Origin of the sequence: Stenotrophomonas sp., assembly GCF_035634915.1 — a bacterium.
In the GTDB taxonomy this organism is placed as follows: domain Bacteria; phylum Pseudomonadota; class Gammaproteobacteria; order Xanthomonadales; family Xanthomonadaceae; genus Stenotrophomonas.
Genome location: NZ_DASQCB010000003.1, coordinates 1 through 22,807, shown reverse-complemented (window position 1 = coordinate 22,807; position 22,807 = coordinate 1). Strand labels below are relative to the sequence as shown.

Genomic DNA, 22,807 nt, shown 5'->3' with positions numbered 1-22,807 from the left:
CGGATCAGTGTCCGTTGCTGGCGGACTTGCGGCGACGGCGGACCTGGGTGATGCGGGCGGCCAGCAGTGCAAACACCACCACGCCTACGGCCAGCAGCAGCCAGACCATGTGTTTTTCCCAGCCGCTCTGCGGATTGCCCTCTTCAGCGATGCGCGAACCGTAGGGATCCTGGCTGTCGAAGTCGCGCACGACCTCGCTGCCATCGATCACCGCGAGGTCGCCGCGCAGCAGGCGGAACGGTGCGCCCAGGGTCGGCCCTTGGGTGCCCAGGTCGCTGTACAGCACACCGGTCTGGCCGCCGGCCGAGGCCACCTGCACCGCCGCGGCACGCTCGACACCGGTCAGGTCCAGCAGGGACTGCGGCTTGCCGGCAATCACCAGGTGGCCATCCTTCAGGCCCGCCAGGGTGACACCCGACGGTGCCACGCCAAAGGCCAGGTACGGCTTGGCCGGGCTGATGGCAGCGCCGGCATCGACCACCTTCAGTTCGGCGGCTTCCGGCGAGGCACCGACGGCGCTGGCGATGGCGATGACCTTGGCCAGCGAGGACGGCGCATCCTGCAGCCAGGTGCCCGGCACGAACACTTCATTGGCGCGCGAGAGCAGGCTGGCCGCACCGATGAAATCAGTCCCCAGGGTGCGCTTGGCCAGCTTGATGTGGCTGCTGGGCAGCACCGTCACCGGGAAGGCGGTGGCCGGGTCATGGCAGTACGGGCGCGCCGGCTGGCGCAGGAAGCTGACCCGCACCTCGTTGCGGGCCGACAGCGCATAGGCCGGCACCTTGGCGACCAGGCGCTGCGGCTTGCCATCGGTGGACAGCACCTTGGCACCCAGCAGGTAATCGTTGAAAAAAATGGTGGCCACCGCGCCCTGCCCGCCCGCATTCGGCGCGGCAGACACATCGATCACCACTTCCTCGGGCAGGCGGCCATCGGCCGACAGCGCACCCAGTTCAAAATTGGCCGTGCGGTCACCGCGGGTGACGATGTCCTGCGTGCCGGCGATGTTGCCCAGCCGGCTGAGCAGCACCAGGTCGCCCTGCATGGCCGGCGCGCCGGCCTGGTCGACCTTCAGCGAACGGCCCAGCGCGTAGGCGCGCCATTGTTCGGAGAGCAGGCCAGCGACCTTGCCACCGGCGGCTGGATCGACCACCAGGGTCGGGCGGCCGGCAACGGTCGCCACGCTCACCGAGGCATTGGCGGCGGGCTTCTCCAGCGCGCCCATGTCGGCCGCACGCCAGGCAGTGAAGGCGCTGGCCGCATCGGCACCACTGGCCCCGACCTGTGCACCCAGCGCATCCAACGCAGCACGCACGCCCGCGCGCAGCGCCTCGCTGCCGATCATCACGTCGGCGGCCAGCGGCCCGCTGTCACGCAGCGACAGCAATGCGCCGACTTCGGCCAGATCCTTGATCGCGTAGGCGCGTTCGCCACCGGCCAGGGCGGCATAGGCCGGCACGCCCATCAGGCTGGCCGGGATGCTGATGCCACTCAGGTCGACGCGGTCGCCTACCTTGGGCAATGCGACCACATCGACCTGCTTGCCGCCGGTCTGCAGCGCGGCACCGATGCGCCAGGCAGCATCGTAGGACGGCGCCTGCAGCGTCTTGCCATCGACCAGCAGGCGCACGCGCGGTGGCAGCGCGCCCCAGGCCTTGGCCACGCTGTCCACGGCACGGCCATCGAAGCGGTAACTGAAGCGCGAATCGGGCGACAGGCGCAGCACATTCGCCGGTGCGCTCTGGTCGGCGCAGCGGTAATCGGAAACGATGGACCACCAGCCCACGCCGACACGGACGAAGCCGTTGTCGCGCGGCTCGCCATCAATGGCCAGCAGCTGGCTAGCGTCGCCCTGCGCATCGGTGATCGAGCGCGCGGCCATCGGATCGCCGTCCACCGACCACAGGCCCGAGGTACGGCCGGTATGGCCGCGCACGTAGCGCCCATCCAGCTGCAGCTGCGCATCGCGCGTGGCCACGCCCACCGGTACCGGCAGGTAGATCTCGCGCTGGCTCTCCTGGCCGCTGAGGACCAGCGGCTGGCGGAAACCCAGTTGGCGCAACGTCATCTGCCGGGTCACGGTGCTGTCGCCGGTCCATTCGGCGAACTGGCCTGCCGCGGTGTCGGCGGCGTGGGCGGTGGCAGCGATGCTGGCCAGGGCCAGCGCGGTGGAAACCAGGAGGAAGGTACGTTGGCCGGTCTGGGTCATGGCGTCACTTCATGCAGAGGAGGGGAAACGGGTCCGGCGCTGCGATGGCCGGGGTTGAACTCAGGCAACGGCTTGCCGCGCAGGGCCGCAACGATGCGCGCACTGGCACGCCCGTCGCCGTATGGGCTGGCCCCCGGATCGAACCGGGTAGGCTGCGCCGGCTGGGCAAGTGCGGCGTTGACCGATTCGATGATGCGGGCCGGCGTGGTTCCCACCAGCTTGACCACGCCTGCTTCGACCGCTTCCGGCCGCTCGGTCACATCACGCATCACCAGTACCGGCTTGGCCAGCGCAGGCGCTTCTTCCTGCACGCCGCCCGAGTCGGTGAGGATCACGTCGGCGCGCTGCATCAGACGCACGAAGCTGAGGTAATCCTGCGGCGGCACCAGGTGCACGTTGTCCAGGTGGCCAAGTTCAGCATTTACCGGGCCCTGGACGTTGGGGTTGAGGTGCACCGGGTACACCACCTGCAGATCCTGGCGCCGGGCCAGCTCGGCCAGTGCGCGGCAGATGTCCAGGAAGCCCTGGCCGAAGCTTTCGCGGCGGTGGCCGGTGACCAGCAGCAGGCGACGATCAGGGTCGATCATCTGGAACGGTGCATCGGCCTTTGCACGCAGTGCTGGATCGCGATCAAGCTGCTGCACGGTCTGCTGCAGGGCATCGATGACAGTGTTGCCGGTGACGATGATCTTTCCTCCCAGGTGTTCACGCGCCAGATTGCTGCGTGAGCTGGGCGTAGGCGCGAAAAGATAATCCGCTACCACGTCGATGACCCGACGATTCATCTCTTCCGGCCACGGCCGATGGATGTCACCGGTGCGCAGACCGGCTTCCACGTGCCCGATGGGAATACGGTGATGGAACGCCGCCACGGCCGCCGTCATCGCGGTGGTGGTATCGCCGTGCACCAGCACGCGATCAGGACGTACCTGCGTGTAGAGCGCATCAAGCCGCTCGAACAGCTTGGCGCACAGGCCATTGAGCGTCTGGTTGGGGACCATGACGTCGAGATCATGGTCGGCATTGATCGCAAACAGCGACATCACCTGGTCCAGCATCGCGCGATGCTGGCCGGTGGTGCAGACGATCGATTCGATATCCGGCGCCTCACCCAGCGCCTTGACCAGCGGTCCCATCTTGATTGCTTCAGGACGGGTACCGAAAACGGAAAGAACCTTCACCGCAGAACTCCCTCAAGGCCTGCTAATCATCCTGTGGGCAAAGCGTAAGCGATTCTGTGAAGTTCGGCCACACAAATGTGATCTTCATCACAAAGTTGCGCAGCAAGGCGGGGATCACAAAGTGACGCAGAGCGTCACTGTGTGACGTATTAGTTCTCTTCTGGCGGTAATTCGAACACCTGGCGCAGGTAGGACAGATACCCCGGGTCATCGCACATGCTCTTGCCCGGCGAGTCGCTCAGCTTGGCCACCGGCTGTCCGTTGCAGCGGACCATCTTGATGACGATGTTCAGTGGCGTCGGGCCCAGGTCGTTGGTCAGGTGCGTGCCGACACCGAACGCCACCTGGCAGCGGCCACGGAAATAGTCGTACAGGCGCATCACCTTGGTGATGTCCAGGCCATCGCTGAAGACCAGCACCTTGCTGCGCGGATCGACGCGGCGCTGCTGGAAGTGGGCGAGCATGCGGTCGCCCCAGTCGAACGGGTCGCCCGAATCGTGGCGCACGCCGTCGAACAGCTTGCAGAAATACATGTCGAAATCGCGCAGGAACGCATCCAGGCCGACCACGTCCGACAGCGCGATGCCCAGGTCACCACGGTATTCGCGCGCCCACGATTCCAGCGCTGCCACCTGCGAATCACGCAGGCGCGGGCCGAGCGCCTGGAAGGCCTGCAGGTACTCATGGGCCATGGTGCCGTGCGGGGTCATGCCGTACAGGCGGGCGAAATGCACGTTGCTGGTGCCGACCAGCTGCGGGCCGAGCGCATCGCGCAGCAGCGGCAGCAGGCGGGCATGCCAGTCACGCGAATAGCGGCGGCGGCTGCCGTAGTCGGCGATGCGGCACTGCTCGAACCCCGGGGTATCACGCAGCAGCGCGGCCTTGGCCTGCAGGCGACGCTCACCCTCGGCGAAATCAGCGGTGGTGGTGTTGCGGAACCAGACTTCGTTGATGATCGCCAGCAGCGGCACTTCGAACAGGATGGTGTGCAGCCACGGGCCGGTGATGTCCAGATCGATCTCGCCCGGCACGGTCGTCGATGGCCGCAGCTGGATGTACTTGCGGTCGAGGTGGAACAGGCCGAGGAAATCGGCGAAATCCGGTTTGACGAAGCGCAGGCCGCGCATGTAATCCAGCTCTTCATCGCTGAAGCGCAGGCTGCACAGGTGGTCGATCTCTTCGTTGATCTGGTCGATGTAGCTCGCCAGGTCGATACCGGGGGTGCGGCACTTGAACCGGTACTGGACCAGGGCGCCGGGGTGCTGGTGCAGCACCGCCTGCATCATGGTGAACTTGTACAGGTCGGTGTCGAGCAGGGACTGGATGATGGCCATGGGGCGATTATGCGCCCGTTCGCGTGAATCGCCGATTCGCCCCCGTAGATCCACGCCATGCGTGGATGCAGCCCTCCGCCCCGGGCCTCAAAGCGCCTTGCGCAGCAGCTTCGGCAGCAGCATCACCGCATGGGCCCAGATCGCCCCCCACACCATCACCCGCACCGGCAGCGAACGCTGCTTCGCCTCGAACTTGCTGAAGTAGCGCCACAGGCCACGATGCTTGTGCCATTCGACGAAGAACGGCCGCGAACGGCTGGACACCCCGCGCACGTGGGTCACCCGCAGGTCGTTGGCGATGGCCACCACGCCGCCGGCCTCGCGCACGCGCCGGCACAGGTCCAGATCTTCGGCATGCAGGCGGTAGCCGGCATCCCAGCCGCCAATGCGGTCGAACAGCGCGCGCGGCATCAGCAGCAATGCGCCAGACAGCGCCGGCACCTGCTGCAGCGCCTGCGCCGGATCACGGGGGATCGCCAGCCGCCCACCGCGCCCAGGGGAACGCAGCATGGCCAGGAAATCGGGATCGCGGCGGCGCACGGCGTCATCGGCGAAACCGTGCTCGTCCACCTGCTCCACGCCCAGCAGGCAGTCGCCCAGTGCCTGTGCACGGCCGCGCAGCGCGGCCAGGGTATCGGTTTCCACCATCAGGTCGGGGTTGATGAAGGCCAGCCACGGACTGTTTGAATCGGCCACGCCCTGATTGTTGGCGGCCGCAAAGCCTGGATTGTCCGGGTTGCCGATGAAGCGCACGCGTGCATCGTGGCTGGCATGGCGCTGCACGATCTCCAGCGTGTCGTCCTGCGAGCCGTTGTCCACCACCCGGATTTCGGCCACCTCCTGTGCCTGGCGCAGGCGCGACAGGCAGGCATCGATGGTGCTGCCACTCTGGTAGGTGACGACGATGGCGACGATGGCAGGGTTCAAGCAGACGGCTCCGGCGGCGTGGGCATGGCGAACAGGTCGCCCTGGTCACGCGGCATTATCGCCTGACGCAGCCGTTGCTGCAGGTCCTCGCGCAGGGCATGCAGCGGGTCGTGCATGAGAAAATCGGCCAGGCGCGGCATCCAGCCCGGCCACCGTGCGGCCAGGGCCTCCAGGTCACCCTCGCGGCTGTTGGCTTCACCGGCCCGGCTGACGAAGGCGTTCTCGCACAACACGTTGCGCCAGCCCAGCCCGGCCATGCGCAGGCTGAGGTCGACCAGCGCGGCATTCCAGCCAAGATAGCTGTCGATATCCAGGCCACCGGCACGGCGGCGCGCATTGCCACGCACCAGCACCGCATGGGTGACCGCCGAGGGCAGTTCCGGGTGCAGGTTCGGCAGTGACGCGCAGGCCTGCGCCAGCAACGCGATGTCGGTCGGCTCGGGATTGATTTCACCCAGGCGCGGCCACGCGGCGGTTTCACCGGCATTGCACCAGGTCGTGGCGGTGGCGATGGCGGCATCACGGGCAAAGGCGGCCTGCAGCTGCTGCAGCCAGCCCGGCGCGGGCACGCTGTCCGGGGCGAGCACGGCCACATCCAGGCCGTCGCAGGCGCGCAGCATTTCGTCCAGATGGGCGACCTCGCCCAGCGGCCGCGCACGGCGGGTGTATTCGGCCTGCAGCGGGGTATGCGCCAGCCAATGCTCGACTACGGCCTGCGCGCGTGGCCCGGCCTGGGCGTCATCGGCCAGCCACACGGCGGTGCCTGCCGCCGTACCAGCATCCAGCGCGGCCAGGCAACGGTCGAGGGCGGCATCGTCCACGCCCAGCGGCAACAACACGATCGCCCCCATCCCGCCTCCGTGGTTGTCGGTGGCGGTAGGTTAGCACCGGCAGGGCTGCGCCCTGCACCTGCCGAGGCAACGTCAACGTCAACGTCAAAAGCTGGCTATCCGTGGGATGGCGGGGTGGGTCCGGTTGAGGGGGACGCCGTGAACCCATCCATGGGGGCTTGGTCGCCACATCCATGCCGCTCACACCCCCTCAACCGGACCCACCCCGCTTTCGACAGTTTCCTGCGATCTGTCGGAACGGCACGGGGTCGGATCCCGTTCTGAATATTGGTATCTGACAGAAAAATCGTGTCGACCAAGGTCGACACCTACCCAAAGCCGCGCGTTCCAGTAGATCCAGGCCATGCGTGGATGATTCATTCGATATCCGACAGATGTTCCGACCAACGGTCGGCACCCACCAACAGCACACGGAATCTGTCAGAGGCGGGGCGGTGTGGGTGGGCAGGACCGCAGGCGCCATGGATGGCGCCTACGAGCCCCCATGGATGGGTTTACGGCGTGTCCTGACCACCCACACCGCCCCGCCATCCCACGGAATGCCGCTCTGGCTCTGGCCGTTGCCGTTGCATTGAGCAGGTGCAGGGCTGCAAGCCCTGCAAAAGAAAAACCCTACTTCTTGCGCTCGCGCGTGGGGAACGGTTCCATCGCACGGAAGCGGTTGCTGTACTCGTCAGTCAGCGTCCGCGCTTCCTGCCCGTTGCGCACGATCGTCGGGGTCAGCAGCACGATCACTTCCGAACGCTTGTTCACCTTGCCCTTGCTGCCAAACAGACCGCCGATGATCGGCAGGCGGCTCAAGCCCGGGACACCGTTGGAGGTGTCTTCATCGGAGTTGGTGATCAGGCCGGCCAGCATGATGGTGTCACCGCTCTGCAAAGCCGCCTCGGTGGAAATCTTGCGGGTGTTGATGGGCGGGTTGCAGGTCGTCTTGGTTGCGTCACAACCCGACGGGGTCGCGCCGGCCGAACTGACTTCCTGCACGATGTCCAGGAACACCACGCCATCGCGGGTGATGCGCGGGCGCACCTTGAGGATCACGCCGGTATCCAGGTACTGCACCTGGCTGTAGGTGCTGTCGCTGATGCCGGTGTTGACCGATACCGAGTTGATCGGAATCTTGGTGCCGACGTTCAGCTGCGCCTCGGCGTTGTTGCGCACGAAGATGGACGGGGTCTGCAGCAGGCGCAGGTTGGTCACCTGGTCCAGTGCGCTGACCACCGCCGCGGCGTTCTTGCCGAGGAAGGTCCAGCCGGTCTCGCTGCCGGTGATGGCACCGGCGAAGCTGCCCCAGATGTTGCGGCCCAGTGCACTGGGCAAGGTCGCGCCGCCGGTGGCGCCGGTGTAGCTCTGGCCCTGCACGGCGTTCTCGAAGAACCAGTTGACGCCGTACTGCAGGTCGCCGGTCAGGTCGACCTCGGCTACCTGCGCTTCGATGTGCACCTGCATCGGCATCACGTCGAGCTTCTCGATCACTTCGCGGATCGAACGCCAGGCCTGCGGGGTGGCGCGCACCAGCAGGGCATTGGTTTCTTCCACCGCCGAAACACCGACGGTATCGCCTTCCACATCAAGACTGACGCTGATGTTGCCCTCCTGGCGCTGGGGCAGGTTCATCGTACTGGCCATGCCACCGCTGGCGCCGCTGGTGCCGTTGCTGCTGCCACCGAAATCGCTGCTGTTGTTGCTGTTGCTGGTATCGCCGCCGCGGCTGTCCAGCTGCATCGGCGTCGCGCCCGGGGCCAGCCCGGCCGAGGAACCCCGGCTGTTGCGGTTGTTGCTGCTGGCGAAGGCTTCGGCCAGGCGCTGGGCCAGATCGCGCGCCTTGATGTAGCGCAGCTCGTAGGAGAACAGGCGCGCGCTGCCACCGGCGGTGTCGATGCGATCCAGCCACTGCTGGATCTGGTCCAGGTAGCGCACCTGCGGGGTGATGACCAGCACGGCGTTGGCGTTTTCCAGCGGCAGGAAGCGGAACATGCCGGCGCTGGGCGTCTTGCTGTCCTCGCCGAAGACCTTCTCCAGATCGCTGGCGACCTGCTCGGCCTTGCCCGACTGGATCGGGAACACACCCACCGACATGCCCGACAGCCAGTCGACGTCGAAGATCTCGACGGTGTGCAGGTAGTTTTCCAGCTCGGCGCGGGTACCCCCGAGGGTGATCACGTTGCGGCCGGTATCAACGTTGACGATGGCGTTGGGCCGCGCGTACGGCTCCAGCACTTTCTTCATTTCGCTGGCGGATATGAACTGCAGCGGCACCACCCGTACCTCGAAGCCACGCGCGCTGGAAGCCGGTGCGGTGCTCGGTGCGACGGTGCCGGCCAGCGCCTGGTCGGCGGCGACGATGTTGTAGCGGCCACCGCTGTAGACCATGCGCGCATTGTTCCAGCCCAGCACCATTTCCAGCAGGTTCAGCGCCTGTGCCGGCGACACCGGCTTGGGCGTGGCCAGGGTGACCGTGCCCTGCACGCCCGGCGCGATGACGTAGTTCTGACCCAGCATGTCGCCGAGGATGGCCTTGACCACGGCATGCACCGACTCGCCTTCGAAGTTGAAGGTGGCGCTGCCACCGCTGGCCGAATGCAGCGCCGGTGACGGCGCACGTGCGGCTTCGCGGTTGATCATGGTGCCGCTGCCGCGGCGGATCACCGCCTGCGGTGTCCCTGCGGCGGCATCACCCTCGACGACCTGGGGATCGGCCGCCGCGGCACCGGCTTGTGCTGGCGGCGGGGTGGCACTGCGATGGACGTTCGGGCCGGACACGGTGGCGCAGCCGACCAGCAGCGTCAGGGCGAGGGACCAGGGCAGAAAACGCAGGTTCATGCATTCACTCTATCGGTTGGTGCCATCGCCCGGGGGCGGCGACGGTTGTTGCTGCTGTTGCTGCAGCTGACGGCGACGGGCCTGGATGCGTTCGCGGATGGCCTGCATCTGCGCTTCGCTGGGGCCGTTGTTGGCGGGGGCGGCCGGCGATGGCGCGCTTGCCGGGGCGGCCACGGCGGCGGCGCCGCTGACGACATCGGGGCTGGGCCGCGCATTGGACGCGGCAGCGGCGGCGGGTGGCGGCGGAGGCGGCGGCACGACACCGGCGGGCGGCACAGCGCCATTGGCGCCGCGCAGCACGGTCGGCGGTTCACCGCCCTGCCCGTTGAAGGTCGCCAGTTCCAGCACCTGGCTGCCGCTGGGGCCGATCACAGTGGCCTGGCGAGGCTCCAGTGCGACCAGCTGCCAGCCATCGACCGCCTCACCATTCAGGCGCAGGCGCACCGAACGATTCTGCTCGGTGGTGAAGGTGGCCATGCTGAAGCTGTCGGTGAGCAGCACACCGGTCAGGCGCAGCGCGGCGCTGGCAGCCGGTTCGCTGCCACCCAGCAGATAGGGACGCGGCCGCCGGTCTTCGGCAAACAGCGGTCGTTCGCCGATGGCACGGTAGCTGTCGGCAGCAGCCATGCGTTCGGCGGCCATCGGCGGCAACGCGGGAAGCGCGGCGGCCTGCGCGGCGGCATCGCTGTCGGCAGGGGCCAGGCGGCTGCCCAGGCCGAAGCCGGTGGCCAGCCAGGTCGCACCGGCCCAGCCGGCCAGCGCCAGCAGGAAGCCGGTGCGCAGGGTGAACGGATCACGTTTCATCGGCGCCCTCCGCTTCCACGGGTGGCTCGGCCGGTGCAGTGCCGGCGTCGGCGGCAGGCGCCGGCGCAGGTGGTTCCGCTGCCGGCGCGGCGGCATCGCCACCGGCACCCGGCAGCAGGTAGCCGGCCAGTTCGAAGGACACGTCCAGGCCAAGGCCCGATTCATTGGGCGACTGCTGGAAGCGCTGCGCGATGAGGTTGAGGTTGTCCACGAACAGGCGCGGGCTGCCGGTTTCCAGGCTGTGCAGCACGGTAGCCAGTTCGGCCACGCCGCAGCGCAGGCGTACCTGCATGGCCACACGCACGAACTCGGCATCGCGACGGTTGTCGGTCAACGGCGTGCGGTTGCTGATGGTGCAGCTGCGGTTGCCCGGGCTGGCGGTGGCCACCGCATCCTGCACGCGCGCGCCCAGCGCAGCGGCGGCGGCTTCGGCGGTGGCTTCGCGCAGGAAGCCGGGGCGCTGCTGCAGTGCCTCGCGGGTCTGCTGCAGACGCTGTTCGATCTGCGGCTGCTGCTGCAGCTGCGCCTGCACGCGCTGCTGGCGCTCGCGCAGCGCAGCCACGTCCTCGTTGATGGCCAGCAGCGGCTGGGTGAACCACGGGTGCACCAGCAGCAGGTAGGCCAGGCCCAGCACTGCCACCAGCAGTGCCAGCGCCAGCCAGCGGTCACGGCGTGCGCTTGGCATCGGCATCGGCCGCCTCCCTGGCTGGGGCGGCGGGCGCGGCGGCAGGGGCCGGCGGCAGCGGCTGCAGCTCGGCGGTCAAGGTGAAGCGGTCACGGCCGCTGCTGGCGCCATCGGCCTGCAGCACGCCGGTCAGGTTGACCTTGCGCCATTGCGGTGCGTCCTGCAGCAGCTGTACCAGCTGCGAGGCTTCGCTGCTGAGGCCGATCAGCTGCAGGTTGTTGTTCTCGATGGCCAGTTTTTCCAGATAGGTGCCATTGGGCAGGCGCTGGGTCAGTTCGTTCCACAGCTCCACGGTGCTGGCGCGCTGGGCGCGCTGCTTTTCCAGGAAGGCGGCGCCGTCCAGCAGGGCCTGCAGCTGGCTGCGTTCGCTGGCCACGCCGCGGGCGCTGCGCGCACTGCGTTCGACCTCCGCACGCAGGGCGTCGGCGGCCTGGCGGCGGTTGTCCAGCAGCTGCGCGGCGGCCAGCACCAGCATCACCAGTGCGGCCAGGCCCAGCAGCAGGTTCCAGCGCCGCATCGGGTCATGCCGCGCTTGCCGCTGAGCCTGTGGCAGCAGGTTGACCTGCAGCGGCTGGCCCTGTGCATCCAGTACATCGACGCCGGACAGCGCATCGGCCCAGGCGCCGACCTGGCCGCGCCAGGCCTCGAGCTGGCGCAGCGGCCAGGCCACCAGTTCCACCTGCAGCAGGCCTTCACCGGCACTGCCTCGCTCGCGCACGTCATAGCTGACCTGGCTGGATTCGAACGGTGTCTGCCGGTCGATCTCGTAACCGACCACGGCACGCAGGCGATCACTGGCCGCCAGGGGCAGACGCAGGGTGCGCACCAGAACCTGCGGCTCGGCCAGCAGCCAGGCCCGTGGCAGGCCACGCAGGCGCGCATCGAGGACACGGTCCAGGTCCGCCGGCTGCGTCGGCCACGGCAGGCTGGCCACCGGTTCCAGGCCCTGCCCGGCTTCGCGCCACACCTGCAGCAGATCACCCTGCCGCTGCAGCAGCAGGCGGCTCTGCGACCAGCCCAGCGCCCACTGCCAGCGCGCCGGCACCCAGGCCAGCAGGGACTGCCGCCACCAGCGCAGGAAACGGCCCGCACCGGGGCCGATCCGCCCCTGCGCCTGCCGCAGGCTGTCCTGCCAAGCCGTCATCGTGCTGCCATTCCCTGCTCCCAGCGAAGCACCGTGTAGGTTCGTCCGGGCACACCGCCCGATCCATTGCGTACCACCGCCTGCAGTACCGACAAGCGAACGCTGCCGTCGATGGCACGGGCCTCGATACTATAGGTGCCGCTGCCACTGGCAAGCGTTGACGGCGTCGCACCGGAACGTTCGTCACGCTCCTGCTGCGCGCGCTGGGCCAGCACCTGCTCGGCATCCAGGCCCAATGCGGTCAGGACCGGCCCGCCCGCCACGCGCGCATCCGGCCGCGCCTGGCGGCTGTAAAGCGTCAGGTACGGCAGCATCGACCGGTACAGCGACGCACGCATGCCAAGCACGCGCTGCAGTTCGCCCAGAGTCTCGAAGCGCTTGTTGCGCGGGCCATACGGCAGGCCGGCGGCCGCATAGTCCGGTGCCTCGGCACCGCCACCGGGCTGCAGCAGACTGTCCTCGTCGCGCCAGTCGATGATGGCACCGGCCAGCTGCCGGGCCTGCTCGGCGGGCTCGCCCAGGGCCTGCAGGAACGCGGCCAGCAGCGTCGCGTCTGCCAGATTCAGGTTGATCTTGCCGTTCTCGTCCATCACCCGGATCTCGACCTGCACATCGTCGTACTGCCAGCGATAGGTGCGCCCATCGGCCTGCCAGGCCGGGCGCAGCGGATCCTGGCGCAGGCGCAGCAACGCATACTCCAGGCCAGCACGGGCACGTTCCTGCCCGCGTGCATCGTCGCCGAGCACGCGCTGCTGCAGGTGTTCCACACGCGCACTCAGGGCGAATGCACCGACCAGCGCGGTCATCAGCGCGATCAGCCACAGCACCAGCACCAGCGCGGCCCCACGCTGGGCGATCACCGCGCACCTCCCATGCCACCGGCATGCAGCGCCACCACCAGCGCCGGCCACGGTGCGCCGCGCACCGGAACCACCTGCACCTCCACCAGCAGCGGCAGGCGGCGGGTATCGTCCCAACGCGGCAGCCACTCGCTCATCTGGCCGGTGCTGGCATCGATGCCGCGGTATCGCAGGCGCACGTCCTTCAGGCCGTCAGCCAGCACCTCGGGGGGGCGCGGTGGGGTTTCCGGCAGCTGCTCGCCTTCCTGCAGCAGGACCAGATCGAGCAGCAGGCGACGCTGGTCGGGGGAGCCATCGATCTGCAGCGTGTGCAGGTAAGGGCCGCCGCGGCCAAGATAGCCGGGCAGATCGGCGACGAACTGCATGCCCTCCTCGTCGCCGTGGAAAAACACCGGTTCGCGCGTGGGATCAGGCACTTCGATCGGGCTGCGCAGGGCACCTGCCAGCTGGCGTCGCAGCAGCGCCTGCACCGCGCGCATGCGTTCGCTGTCGGCGGCGATCTGTTCGCCACGCTGGCTGACCGCCATCGCGCCGCGCACGCTGGCGAAGGCCAGCGCCAGGCCGCCGGCCAACAGCACGGTGGCCAGCATCACTTCGACCAGGGTAAAGCCGCGCGCACGACGCTTCATCGTGCGCTCTCCAGGTCCGGCGGCAACAGGCGCAGGGTGCGCCACTGCAGCCGTTCGCGCTCACTGTCGCCCCAGCGCACCTGCAGCTGCAGCTCGGCCAGCCACGGTGCACCCGGCGACTGCGTCGGCGGCACGTCAGCGGCACGCGGTTCGGTCCATGGCTGGACCTGCAGCTGCCAGTGGTAACGGCCCTGCTCCCATTCACCACTCTGGCTGCCCACCTGCAGCGGCGCTTCGACGCCGGCGCTGGCCAGCAGCGACTGCGCATGCAGCACCGCACGCGTGCGCAGGCCGGCATCACTGACCTGGCGCGCACCGCCGGACAGACTGCCCAGCAGCAGGGTCAGGGCCAGCCCCAGCAGGGCGAAGGCCACGATCACTTCAAGCAGGGTGAAGCCGCGCGCCGAGGTCTTCATTGTGCCCGCCACGGTCCGGACCGTACTTCACCGGTCAGCCAGCCGACATCGATGCGCCATTCGGCGGCGCCGCGCTGCAGGCGGATGCGGCCTCCACTGGAGCCCCCGTCGGGATGAAACTCGATCACGCCCTGCCCCGGTGAATCGGCGAGCTGCGCCGCACCTTCGAACACCACCTGCACTGGCTCGGGCACCGTGCCGCGGTGCTGGTTCGCCCCTTGCCAGCGGTGCTCGGCCGGTTCAATCACGAAGCGCTGCGGTTCGCCGCGGGCGATGGCCTGGGCCCGCACCATGCGCAACTGGCTGGCGATGTCCTTGCCGGCGCTGCGCAGCTGCATGCCGGCAAAGCCACGCGACAGGCCGGCCGCCGTGATCAGGCCGATGGCCGCGATCAACGCGATCACCAGCAGCATCTCCAGCAGCGAAAGGCCGGTCGCGCGCCTGCCGTGCAGGCGCGGGCTGGGCAGCCGGCGCGGCAGGTACAACCTCATGCGCGATTACGGCTCGTAACGGATATCGGCGTCGACACTGCTGCCGCCGGCCTTGCCATCCTTGCCCAGGCTGACCAGTTCGTAGGCCTGGCCTTCGCCCGGCGCGCGGTATTCCAGCGCATGGCCCCACGGGTCATTGAGATCGGCGGTCTTCGCATACGGGCCCAGCCAGCCACCGACGCCAGCCGGTGCGGTCACCAGGTCGTTGAGCGAACCGGGCAGCTTGCCGGTGTCGATCTGGTAGTTGTCGATCTTGGAGGCCACGGTCTGCACCTGTGCCTTGGCGATGTTCGCCTTGCCACGGTCGGCGCCGCCCAGCACGCGGCTGGCGACCAGGGTCAGCACCGCGCCGATCAGCACGATGACGATGATGATCTCCAGCAGGCTCATGCCGCTCTGGTGGCGTGCGCTGGCGAAGGACAGGCGGATCGGTCGACGGGAAGCAAGCATGGTCGGTCCTTTCAGTTGCGGTGAGTCGAAGGTTGCAGGAAAAGCCATCGTCAGCCGATGGCATTGGTGAGGTCGTACAGCGGTACCAGCACGGCCACGATGACCGCACCCACCACTGAGGCCAGCACCAGGGTGATGGCCGGCACCATCGCCGCCAGCAGGCGGTCGATACGACGGGCGCTGTCCTGTTCGAAGGTGTCGGCGGACTTCAGCAGCATGGTGTCCAGCGCGCCGGATTCCTCGCCGACCTGGATCATCTGCAGGGCCAGGCGCGGAAAGCGCTTGCCGCGCGACAGCGCCAGCGACAGGCCGGCACCGTTCTTCACTTCGTCGGCAGCGGTGTCCAGATCGGCGGCCAGCGCGCGGTTGCCCAGCACGTTGCGGGCGATGCCCAGCGCGCCCAGCAGTGGCACGCCGTTGCGCAGCAACGTGCCCAGGGTTCGCGCAAGGCGCGCGGTTTCCAGTTCGCCCAGCAGGCGGCCGATGCCGCGCCGCTGCAGCAGCCAGCCATCCAGCGCCAGGCGCGCAGCGGGCTGGCGGAACTGACGTTCCAGCAGCAGCGCCAGCACCGCCGGCACCACCAGCAGCAGGATCCACCAGTCGCGCACGAACAGGCCCAGCTGCAGCACCGCATTGGTGAACCACGGCAGGGCCACGTCCAGGCTTTCATACATCTGCGCGAACTGCGGCACCACGTAGCCGAGCAGGAACAGCAGCGCGCCACCGACCACCACCAGCAGGATGGCCGGGTAGACCAGCGCGTTGACCACCTTGCCCTGCAGCGCGCGGCTGCGTTCAAGGTAATCGGCCAGGCGCTGCAGGGTCTCGTGCAGGCTGCCACCGGCTTCACCGGCGCGCACCATGTTCACGTACAGGCGCGAGAACAGGCCATGCTGGCGCTCCAGCGCGGTCGACAGCGGTGCACCGCCGCGGACCACATCGCGGATGTCGGTGATCGCGCGCCGCGAACGTTCGTCCTCGGGCAGGCCGAGCAGGATCGACAGCGCGCGGTCCAGCGGCTGGCCGGCGCCGAGCAGGGTCGACAGCTGCTGGGTGAACTGCAGCAGCGCCGCGCCCTGCAGCGGACGCGGGCGGAACAGGTTGCCCAGGCTGCTGCCCCCTACCCCGCCGCCCTCGGCGGCCAGGCGGGTTTCCATCGGCAGATGGCCCTGGTCCTGCAGGCGGGCGATCAGATCGGCCTCGCTGGCCGCTTCCATCTGCCCGTCGAAGACTTCGCCGTGCGGGTTCAGTGCCTTGTAACGATAGGTGGGCATGTCAGCGTCGATCTCCCGCGCGCATCAACCCTCCTCGGTCACGCGCAGGACTTCCTCGATGGTCGTCTGCCCGCTCAGGGCCTTGGACAGGCCGTCTTCGTACATGGTGCGCATGCCGGCCTCGCGGGCGATGCGTTCGATCTCGCCCATGCCGTCGCGACGCATCACCGCGCGCCGCAGCGCATCGTTCATCACCAGGAATTCCATGATGGTGGTGCGGCCAAGGTAACCGGTCGGTGCCAGTGCCGAGGGCTTCGGACGGAACAGGTAGATCGGCCCCTGCGGCTGCAGGCGGCGCAGTTCGAAACGTTCGATCTCCTCCGGCGAGGCTTCGTAGCGCTCGGCGTGGGTGGGTTCCAGGCGGCGCACCAGGCGCTGGGCGAGGATGCCGTTGATGGTGGAGGTGAGCAGGTAATCCTCCACGCCCATGTCGAGCAGGCGGGTGATGCCGCCGGCGGCGTTGTTGGTGTGCAGCGTGGACAGCACCAGGTGGCCGGTCAGCGCCGACTGGATGGCGATGCGCGCGGTTTCCAGGTCGCGCATTTCGCCGATCATGATGATGTCCGGATCCTGGCGCACGATGCTGCGCAGCGCGTTGGCGAAATCCAGGCCGATCTGCGGCTTGGCCTGGATCTGGTTGATGCCTTCGATCTGGTACTCGACCGGATCTTCAACGGTGATGATCTTGACGTCGGCGGTGTTGAGCTGGCTCAGCGCGGTGTACAGCGTGGTGGTCTTGCCCGAACCGGTCGGACCGGTGACCAGCAGGATGCCGTGCGGCTGTTCGAGCACCTTGCGGAACTGCGGCAGGAACGCATCGGTGAAACCGAGCCGGTGGAAATCGAACACCACGGTTTCGCGGTCCAGCAGGCGCATCACCACGCTTTCGCCATGCGCGGTCGGCACGGTGCTCACGCGCAGGTCCAGTTCCTTGCCCTGCACGCGCAGCATGATGCGGCCGTCCTGCGGCAGCCGGCGCTCGGCGATGTTGAGCCGGGCCATGATCTTGATGCGGCTGATGACCGCGGCGGTAAGGTTGGCCGGCGGGCTTTCGCCTTCCACCAGCACGCCGTCGACGCGGTAACGCACCTTCAGGCGGTTCTCGAAGGGTTCGACGTGGATGTCCGAGGCGCGCAGTTCCACCGCACGCTGGATGACCAGGTTGACCAGGCGGATGACCGGGGCTTCGGAGGCGAGATCGCGCAGGTGTTCGATGTCATCGACCGCGCCGCCTTCGCCGTCGGCGGTTTCCACGATCGCGCCCATCGCGCTGCGGCCCTGGCCGAACCAGCGCTCGACCAGGTCGTCGATCTCCGCGCGCATGCCCAGCACCGGGCTGACCGGCACGCCCAGCGCCAGCTGCACGGCCTGCTGCGGGTAGGCATCGTGAGAGTCGGCAAGCCACAGGCGCACGCCGTGTTCATCCAGCGCCAGCGGGCAGACGTGGAACTGCTTCAGGAAACGCAGCGACAGCGGCAGGCCTTCGGCCAGCGACTGCGGCGGTGCTTCGGGCAGCTGCTTGCCTTCCAGCAGCGGCAGGCCGAGCACGTCGGCGCTGGTCTGCGCCTGGTCACGTTCGGACACCAGCCCCAGACGCACCAGCAGGCCCAGCAGGCTGCCGCCGGCTTCGGCATGCAGCGGACGTGCACGTGCCAGATCCCCTTCCTTGAGTCGGCCGCGCGCCAGCAGCGCATCGAGGATGCGACCTTCGGCGTCGTCGATGGCAGTGGCAGCGAGCGCGTTCACATGACTCTCCTGTCGATCTACCCGACTTTAGCAGTTCGGCCGGGACTTCCGCTGTCCCGCCGGGGTGTTTCGTGAAAAGACGAAGCCCGTCACAGCAACATGACGGGCCTCGCTTGTTCATTTACGACAGAACAATGGCAGGTTTACTGCGTTGCCAGGATGGTCACGCCGTTGAAAGCCGCCTCGCCCACCACCTTCACGTAGTAGGTGCCGGCCACCGGCTTGGCCACGCGCACGGTTTCGGTGTTGCCCGGGCGGGTCGACTTGGCATCATTGTCGGTGGTGGTGGGCACGCGGCCCTGCGCCACATACACCGAGACGTTACCGGTGCCGCCATAGGTCAGCACGCTCAGCTGCTTGCCGGCCACCGCTTCGAAGGTATAGACCGTTTCGCTGCCGGTGGCGCCGGCCACGCCGCTGACAGCCACCTTGTTGGTCAGCGGAATGCCTTCCGGCTCGCAGTTTTCGGTGCAGGGTTCAGCCAGTGCCTTGGCCAGCGCTGCCTTGGCGTCGACGATGCCGGTGCCGATCGGGGTGGACGCCGGGATGGTGACCGGGAACGGACGTGCGGTTTCCTTCAGCAAGGCGCGCAGCGCGGCCGGAGCCAGCGGGTCCTTGCCGTTGGCGATGAGTGCGCTCTGCACCAGGGCAGCAACACCGGCCACGTGCGGCGAGGCCATCGAGGTACCGCCCAGGCCCATGTAGCTGTAGCTGCCGGACTCCGGCGTGGTGGCTGCATCCGAGCCGGACTGCCAGATGTAGCCGCCCGGGTTGCCGTCCACGCTGCCACCGCCACCCGGACCGGACAGGTCCACGCGGGTGCCGTAGTTGGAGTAATAGGTGATGCCACCGGTGATGCGGGTCGCACCCACGGTCACCACGCCTTCGCAGCTGGCCGGACGGTAGTTGGCGGCATTGTCGGTCTCGTTGCCGGCGGCCACCACCACGGTGGTGCCGCGCGAGATCGCGCCGTTGATCGCATCCTGGTAGGCGCCTGCGCACGCACCGCTGCCGCCCAGGCTCATGTTGATGATTTCAGCCGGGTTGGTATTGGCGGGAATGCCGGCGACGGTGCCACCGGATGCCCAGGTGATCGCATCGGTGATGTCGGAGAGGTAGCCACCGCACTTGCCCAGCACGCGCACCGGCAGCACCTTGGCTTTGTGCGCGACACCGGCCATGCCGACGCCGTTGTTGGTCTGCTCGGCGACGGTACCGGCCACGTGGGTGCCGTGCCAGGAGCTGTCTTCCGGCTGCGAACCGTTGTAGCACTCGTTGGCGTTCTCGACCCAGTCACCGTAATCCTGTGCGCCCGGCACGCGGTCATCGGTGGCACGGCGCGAAGTCTCGGCGTCACTGATGAAGTCGTAGCCTTCCAGCAGGTTGCCGACCAGGTCCGGGTGCTGCGGCAGGATGCCGGTGTCGAGCACGGCAACCACCACGCCCTCACCCTGCGAGACATCCCACGCCGCCGGTGCATTGATGCCGCCGGTGGCGTTGCTCAGGTGCCACTGGTACTGCGCGTAGTACGGATCGTTCGGCACCAGGGCAGGCTTCACGTCACCCGCGCGCAGCTCGGTGCGGCGCAGCTTGACGTCGGCTTCGGCGTACTGGACCGACGGGTCGGCCTTCAGCTCCTTCAGCACGCGCTGCAGTTCGGCCGGCGCCAGTCGGCCCTGCAGGCGGATCACGTCGGCGCCGATGCCCAGCTTGCGCACCACCTGCGGGCCCATCGTGCTGGCACGGCTGGTGCCACCGGACAGGCTGGCGCGGGTCAGTGCGGACTGCACGGTGGACAGTTTGGCCGAGCGGTCGCTGGCGGCAGCGGTACCGGCGCGGTACTTCACGATGATGCGCTCGGCACCCGCTTCAGCGGTGCTGGCCTGGCGCACCGGCTCGCGGGTCGGCAGGCCGGCAGCGTGGACCGCACCTGCGGCGGTCATCGACAGCATGGCGGCAGCAAGCACGTTGATGCGAAGGTTCTGCTTATTGATCACGTCACATTCCTCTTCTGGGTCATGGTTGGATCCAACACTGCGGCCATCATTCCTTGACGGTTCCCGGCTGGCCGAGCCGGGGTTGCCGAGACCTCCCCTCAGGCCCTGTTGCAGAAGCAGCGCCGGTGGCGTGACCACCGGCGCGTTGTCGCCTTACCAACCGAAGCCGGCACCGACGCCCACCGAGGCGTCATCACTGCTGAACGCACCGCCGAGGGTGACCGTGGCGCGATCGCTGATCGCACGCTGGTAGCCCAGCGACATCGCCGATTCACCGCCCTGGAAACCGATGCCGACGCCGACCCGGTTCTGGGTGCGGATGCCGGCGGCGCTGGTGGCCATGTTGAGCATGGCCGCGCTCATCGCGCCCTGGCGGTCGATGCGGCGATCCATGTGCCGCAGGCGTCCATCCACTTCGCCCTTGAACACATCGAAGCTGTCGGCAACGGCCTGCACGCGGCTGTCGGTATAGCTGTTGGCGGTGCTGATGCCGCGATCCAGCTGGCCCTTGTTCACCGCATCGGTGGCCGCGGTACCGGCGGCCACATTGGTGACCTGGCGTTCGTTGCCTTCGCTGCCCACCGAGACGGTGTTGGCACGGTCGGCGACCGAGCCCTGGCCCAGCGCCACCGCATTGGCCGCCGAGGCCGTAGCACCCTGGCCGATGGCGGTGGACGAAGCCGCCGTAGCGACGGCGCCGTCACCGACGGTCACCGCATTGATGCCGGTGCCGGCGGCGGTGACCGCCTGCGCGCTGCCGGCCGCAGCGGCGGTCGGCGTGCCCTGCACGCTGGCCGTGGTCGCTGCGGTATCGGCGGCAGTGGCGGTGGTGATGCTGGCCTTGCCGTCTTCGGTGACAGCCGCCGAACGCAGGCTGGCGGTGCGCGCGCTGCTGCCGCTGGTTCCAGCCGTGCGCTGGTCAAGCTCGGTCACCTTGCGGTCCAGCGCGCCCAGTGCATCGCCGACATTGCTGTAGGTCGAGCCCTGGATGACGTAGTTCGGCGCCACGAACAGGCCCTGCATGCCAACGCTGGCACCACCGCCGAGGATGCTGGCCGCATCGCTGAGCGACTGGAACAGCTGGCCACCGTTGACTGCCTGGCGGCTGCCGGAGGCGATGCTGCCGGCACCGACGTTGTCGATGACCGTGCCTTCGATGCCGGACAGGGTCAGCCGATCACGGCTGGCATCGTCGTAGCCGACGGCATTGGCCGTGCTGGATTCCACCGTGGCGATGCGCGAGTCGAAATCACCGACGCGGGTTTCAACCGCACCCACGCGCTGGTTGGTGACGTTGAGCTGCGAACCGGTGACCGCGTCGGTGCTGCCGGCGGCAATGCGGCCGTCAGCCACGTTGACGATGCGGCGGGTGGCCGGACCATCGGTACCGTTGCCGCCCCCGACCGAGACCACGTTGGCTTCCACCGCACGTGCGCCGGCACCCAGCGCCACCGAGTTGCTGCCGGTGACCGCGCTGTTGGCGCCCAGTGCCAGCGAGGCGTTGCCGATGGCGTTGGCGCTGCTGCCCACGGCATTGCTGCGGTTGCCGCTGGCGCTGGCGTTGGACCCCACTGCCACCGCATCGGTGCCGCTGGCGGTGGCCAGACCGGTACCGTTGGCCTTGAAGCGCTGGCCCACCGCATCGGCGGTCGCGGCCACGGCATCGAGCTGGCCCTTGTTCACCGCATCGGTGGTTTCAGTACCGGCGGCCACGTTGGTGATCTGCCGCTGCGTGGCCGCATTGCCCACCGATACCGTGTTGGCACGGGTGGCCTGCGAGCCGTTGCCGAGGGCCACGCTGTTGGCCGCGCTGGCGGTGCTGTTGGCACCCAGTGCGGTGGCATCGGTCGCGTCGGCCCAGGCATTCCAGCCGATGGCGCTGGCGTAGTCGTCGGTGGCCCAGGCACCGGCACCGAAGGCCGCCGCGCCGGTACCGCTGGCACGCGCCGGGATCAGGCCGTAGTAGGTGCTGCCGCCGATGGCAACGCTCTCATCACCGGTGGCCTCGCTGGACTGGCCCATCGCCACCGCATTGGCACCTGCCGCAGCCGCACCGAAGCCGACTGCCGTGGTGTTGGCGCCGGTCGCGGCCGAGCCGTAGCCCAGCGCGGTACCGAGGCGGCCACTGGCTTCGCTGTAACCGCCCACCGCAGTGGTGCCGTCGGCCGTGGCCGAGGCGCGGAAGCCGCTGGCCAGCGACTGTGCGCCACTGGCGATGGCCTCGGCACCGTTGGCGGTGCTGTAGACGCCCGTTGCCTGGGCGGCGTTGCCGGTGGCGGTGCTGCTGATTTCACTGGCGACCGCACCGCTGCCATACGCAGCACTGTTCTCGCCGGTGGCCTGCGCCTCGTTGCCGACAGCCGCCGCATTGATGCCGGCAGCCAGGCTGTTGAAGCCGACGGCCGTGGCATTGCCGGCCACGGCGGTGGCACCGCTGCCCAATGCGGTGGTGCCGTTACCGATGGCGTTGGACGCTTCGCCGGCAGCCAGGGCATTGTCGCCTTCCACGTAGGCACCGGCATCACTGTCGGCACTGCCGCTGGCCTGGAAGTACCTGCTGGTGCCTTCCGCCGTGGCGGCGACCGCATCCAGCTGGTCCTTGTTGACCGCGTCGGTGCCTTCAGTACCTGCGGCGACGTGGGTGACCTGGCGTTCGCTGCCAGCGCTGCCCACGGCCACCGTGTTGTCACGGTCGGCGGTGGAACCGGCACCCAGCGCAACGCTGTTGATCCCGTTGGCCGTGGCGCTGGCACCGAGTGCGGTGGACTGCGCACCGTCGGCCCACGAATTCCAGCCGATGGCAGTGGCGTAGTCGTCGGTGGCCCAGGCACCGGCACCGAAGGCGGCTGCGCCGTAACCGCTGGCACGGGACGGAATCAGGCCATAGAAGGTGCTGCCGCCGATGGCCACGCTTTCATCGCCGGTGGCTTCGCTGGAATCGCCCATGGCCACTGAACTGGCGCCGGTAGCCGTGGCGAAGACGCCT

General features: G+C 68.4%; 18 protein-coding genes. All 18 read right to left on the bottom strand.

The annotated features are described in order from the left end of the window. Nucleotides 1-4 precede the first annotated feature (4 nt). Nucleotides 5-2,209, bottom strand: coding sequence for a hypothetical protein (locus VER16_RS03135; protein ID WP_324805425.1), 2,205 nt, complete (start codon nt 2,207-2,209; stop codon nt 5-7). Then, nucleotides 2,206-3,390, bottom strand: a complete 1,185-nt coding sequence (gene wecB / locus VER16_RS03130) for a non-hydrolyzing UDP-N-acetylglucosamine 2-epimerase (RefSeq protein WP_324805424.1) — start codon at nt 3,388-3,390, stop codon at nt 2,206-2,208. The genes VER16_RS03135 and wecB overlap by 4 nt, the downstream gene beginning before the upstream one ends. 149 nt (nt 3,391-3,539) lie before the next feature. Then, complete coding sequence (gene pncB / locus VER16_RS03125) at nt 3,540-4,724, bottom strand: nicotinate phosphoribosyltransferase (protein WP_324805423.1); 1,185 nt, start codon at nt 4,722-4,724, stop codon at nt 3,540-3,542. An 87-nt stretch (nt 4,725-4,811) separates the two neighbouring features. Then, nucleotides 4,812-5,651: a glycosyltransferase family 2 protein gene (locus VER16_RS03120; protein ID WP_324805422.1), complete on the bottom strand. Its 840-nt coding sequence runs from the start codon at nt 5,649-5,651 to the stop codon at nt 4,812-4,814. Next, a complete protein-coding gene (locus tag VER16_RS03115) occupies nt 5,648-6,502 on the bottom strand; it encodes a glycosyltransferase family 2 protein (protein WP_324805421.1) in 855 nt (284 codons plus the stop codon). Before VER16_RS03115 ends, VER16_RS03120 begins: the two co-directional genes overlap by 4 nt. 612 nt (nt 6,503-7,114) lie before the next feature. Then, a complete protein-coding gene (gspD, locus tag VER16_RS03110) occupies nt 7,115-9,325 on the bottom strand; it encodes a type II secretion system secretin GspD (protein ID WP_324805420.1) in 2,211 nt (736 codons plus the stop codon). A gap of 9 nt (nt 9,326-9,334) precedes the next feature. Further along, on the bottom strand, nt 9,335-10,129 hold the full coding sequence (locus VER16_RS03105; RefSeq protein ID WP_324805419.1) for a hypothetical protein: 795 nt from the start codon (nt 10,127-10,129) through the stop codon (nt 9,335-9,337). Beyond that, nucleotides 10,119-10,820, bottom strand: coding sequence for a type II secretion system protein GspM (gene gspM / locus VER16_RS03100; RefSeq protein WP_324805418.1), 702 nt, complete (start codon nt 10,818-10,820; stop codon nt 10,119-10,121). Before gspM ends, VER16_RS03105 begins: the two co-directional genes overlap by 11 nt. Next, the gene (locus VER16_RS03095; protein WP_324805417.1) at nt 10,795-11,958 is read right to left on the bottom strand and encodes a PilN domain-containing protein; all 1,164 of its coding nucleotides are present in this window, start codon (nt 11,956-11,958) and stop codon (nt 10,795-10,797) included. Before VER16_RS03095 ends, gspM begins: the two co-directional genes overlap by 26 nt. Continuing rightward, the gene (locus VER16_RS03090; RefSeq protein WP_324805416.1) at nt 11,955-12,818 is read right to left on the bottom strand and encodes a type II secretion system minor pseudopilin GspK; all 864 of its coding nucleotides are present in this window, start codon (nt 12,816-12,818) and stop codon (nt 11,955-11,957) included. Before VER16_RS03090 ends, VER16_RS03095 begins: the two co-directional genes overlap by 4 nt. Then, the gene (locus VER16_RS03085) at nt 12,815-13,447 is read right to left on the bottom strand and encodes a type II secretion system protein J (protein ID WP_324805415.1); all 633 of its coding nucleotides are present in this window, start codon (nt 13,445-13,447) and stop codon (nt 12,815-12,817) included. Before VER16_RS03085 ends, VER16_RS03090 begins: the two co-directional genes overlap by 4 nt. Further along, a complete protein-coding gene (gene xpsI, locus VER16_RS03080) occupies nt 13,444-13,863 on the bottom strand; it encodes a type II secretion system protein XpsI (RefSeq protein ID WP_324805414.1) in 420 nt (139 codons plus the stop codon). Before xpsI ends, VER16_RS03085 begins: the two co-directional genes overlap by 4 nt. After that, a complete protein-coding gene (gene xpsH, locus VER16_RS03075) occupies nt 13,860-14,354 on the bottom strand; it encodes a type II secretion system protein XpsH (RefSeq protein WP_324805413.1) in 495 nt (164 codons plus the stop codon). Before xpsH ends, xpsI begins: the two co-directional genes overlap by 4 nt. Before the next feature lie 6 nt (nt 14,355-14,360). Continuing rightward, a complete protein-coding gene (gene gspG / locus VER16_RS03070; RefSeq protein WP_324805412.1) occupies nt 14,361-14,804 on the bottom strand; it encodes a type II secretion system major pseudopilin GspG in 444 nt (147 codons plus the stop codon). A gap of 50 nt (nt 14,805-14,854) precedes the next feature. Beyond that, nucleotides 14,855-16,078, bottom strand: coding sequence for a type II secretion system protein XpsF (gene xpsF / locus VER16_RS03065; protein ID WP_324805411.1), 1,224 nt, complete (start codon nt 16,076-16,078; stop codon nt 14,855-14,857). A 24-nt stretch (nt 16,079-16,102) separates the two neighbouring features. Next, a complete protein-coding gene (gspE, locus tag VER16_RS03060; RefSeq protein WP_324805410.1) occupies nt 16,103-17,824 on the bottom strand; it encodes a type II secretion system ATPase GspE in 1,722 nt (573 codons plus the stop codon). Nucleotides 17,825-17,967: 143 nt separating this feature from the next. Next, a complete protein-coding gene (locus tag VER16_RS03055) occupies nt 17,968-19,821 on the bottom strand; it encodes a S8 family peptidase (protein ID WP_324805409.1) in 1,854 nt (617 codons plus the stop codon). 153 nt (nt 19,822-19,974) lie between these two features. After that, nucleotides 19,975-22,807 (bottom strand): YadA-like family protein (locus VER16_RS03050; protein ID WP_324805408.1); only part of this gene is annotated, 2,833 nt, incomplete at its 5' end.

Coding starts and splice junctions, on each gene's coding strand:
- VER16_RS03115 (WP_324805421.1), bottom strand. CDS start 6,502: ATGGGGGCGATCGTGTTGTTGCCGCTGGGCGTGGACGATGCCGCCCTC.
- xpsF (WP_324805411.1), bottom strand. CDS start 16,078: ATGCCCACCTATCGTTACAAGGCACTGAACCCGCACGGCGAAGTCTTC.
- xpsI (WP_324805414.1), bottom strand. CDS start 13,863: ATGAAGACCTCGGCGCGCGGCTTCACCCTGCTTGAAGTGATCGTGGCC.
- xpsH (WP_324805413.1), bottom strand. CDS start 14,354: ATGAGGTTGTACCTGCCGCGCCGGCTGCCCAGCCCGCGCCTGCACGGC.
- VER16_RS03095 (WP_324805417.1), bottom strand. CDS start 11,958: ATGACGGCTTGGCAGGACAGCCTGCGGCAGGCGCAGGGGCGGATCGGC.
- VER16_RS03085 (WP_324805415.1), bottom strand. CDS start 13,447: ATGAAGCGTCGTGCGCGCGGCTTTACCCTGGTCGAAGTGATGCTGGCC.
- gspD (WP_324805420.1), bottom strand. CDS start 9,325: ATGAACCTGCGTTTTCTGCCCTGGTCCCTCGCCCTGACGCTGCTGGTC.
- gspG (WP_324805412.1), bottom strand. CDS start 14,804: ATGCTTGCTTCCCGTCGACCGATCCGCCTGTCCTTCGCCAGCGCACGC.
- VER16_RS03105 (WP_324805419.1), bottom strand. CDS start 10,129: ATGAAACGTGATCCGTTCACCCTGCGCACCGGCTTCCTGCTGGCGCTG.
- VER16_RS03135 (WP_324805425.1), bottom strand. CDS start 2,209: ATGACCCAGACCGGCCAACGTACCTTCCTCCTGGTTTCCACCGCGCTG.
- pncB (WP_324805423.1), bottom strand. CDS start 4,724: ATGGCCATCATCCAGTCCCTGCTCGACACCGACCTGTACAAGTTCACC.
- gspM (WP_324805418.1), bottom strand. CDS start 10,820: ATGCCGATGCCAAGCGCACGCCGTGACCGCTGGCTGGCGCTGGCACTG.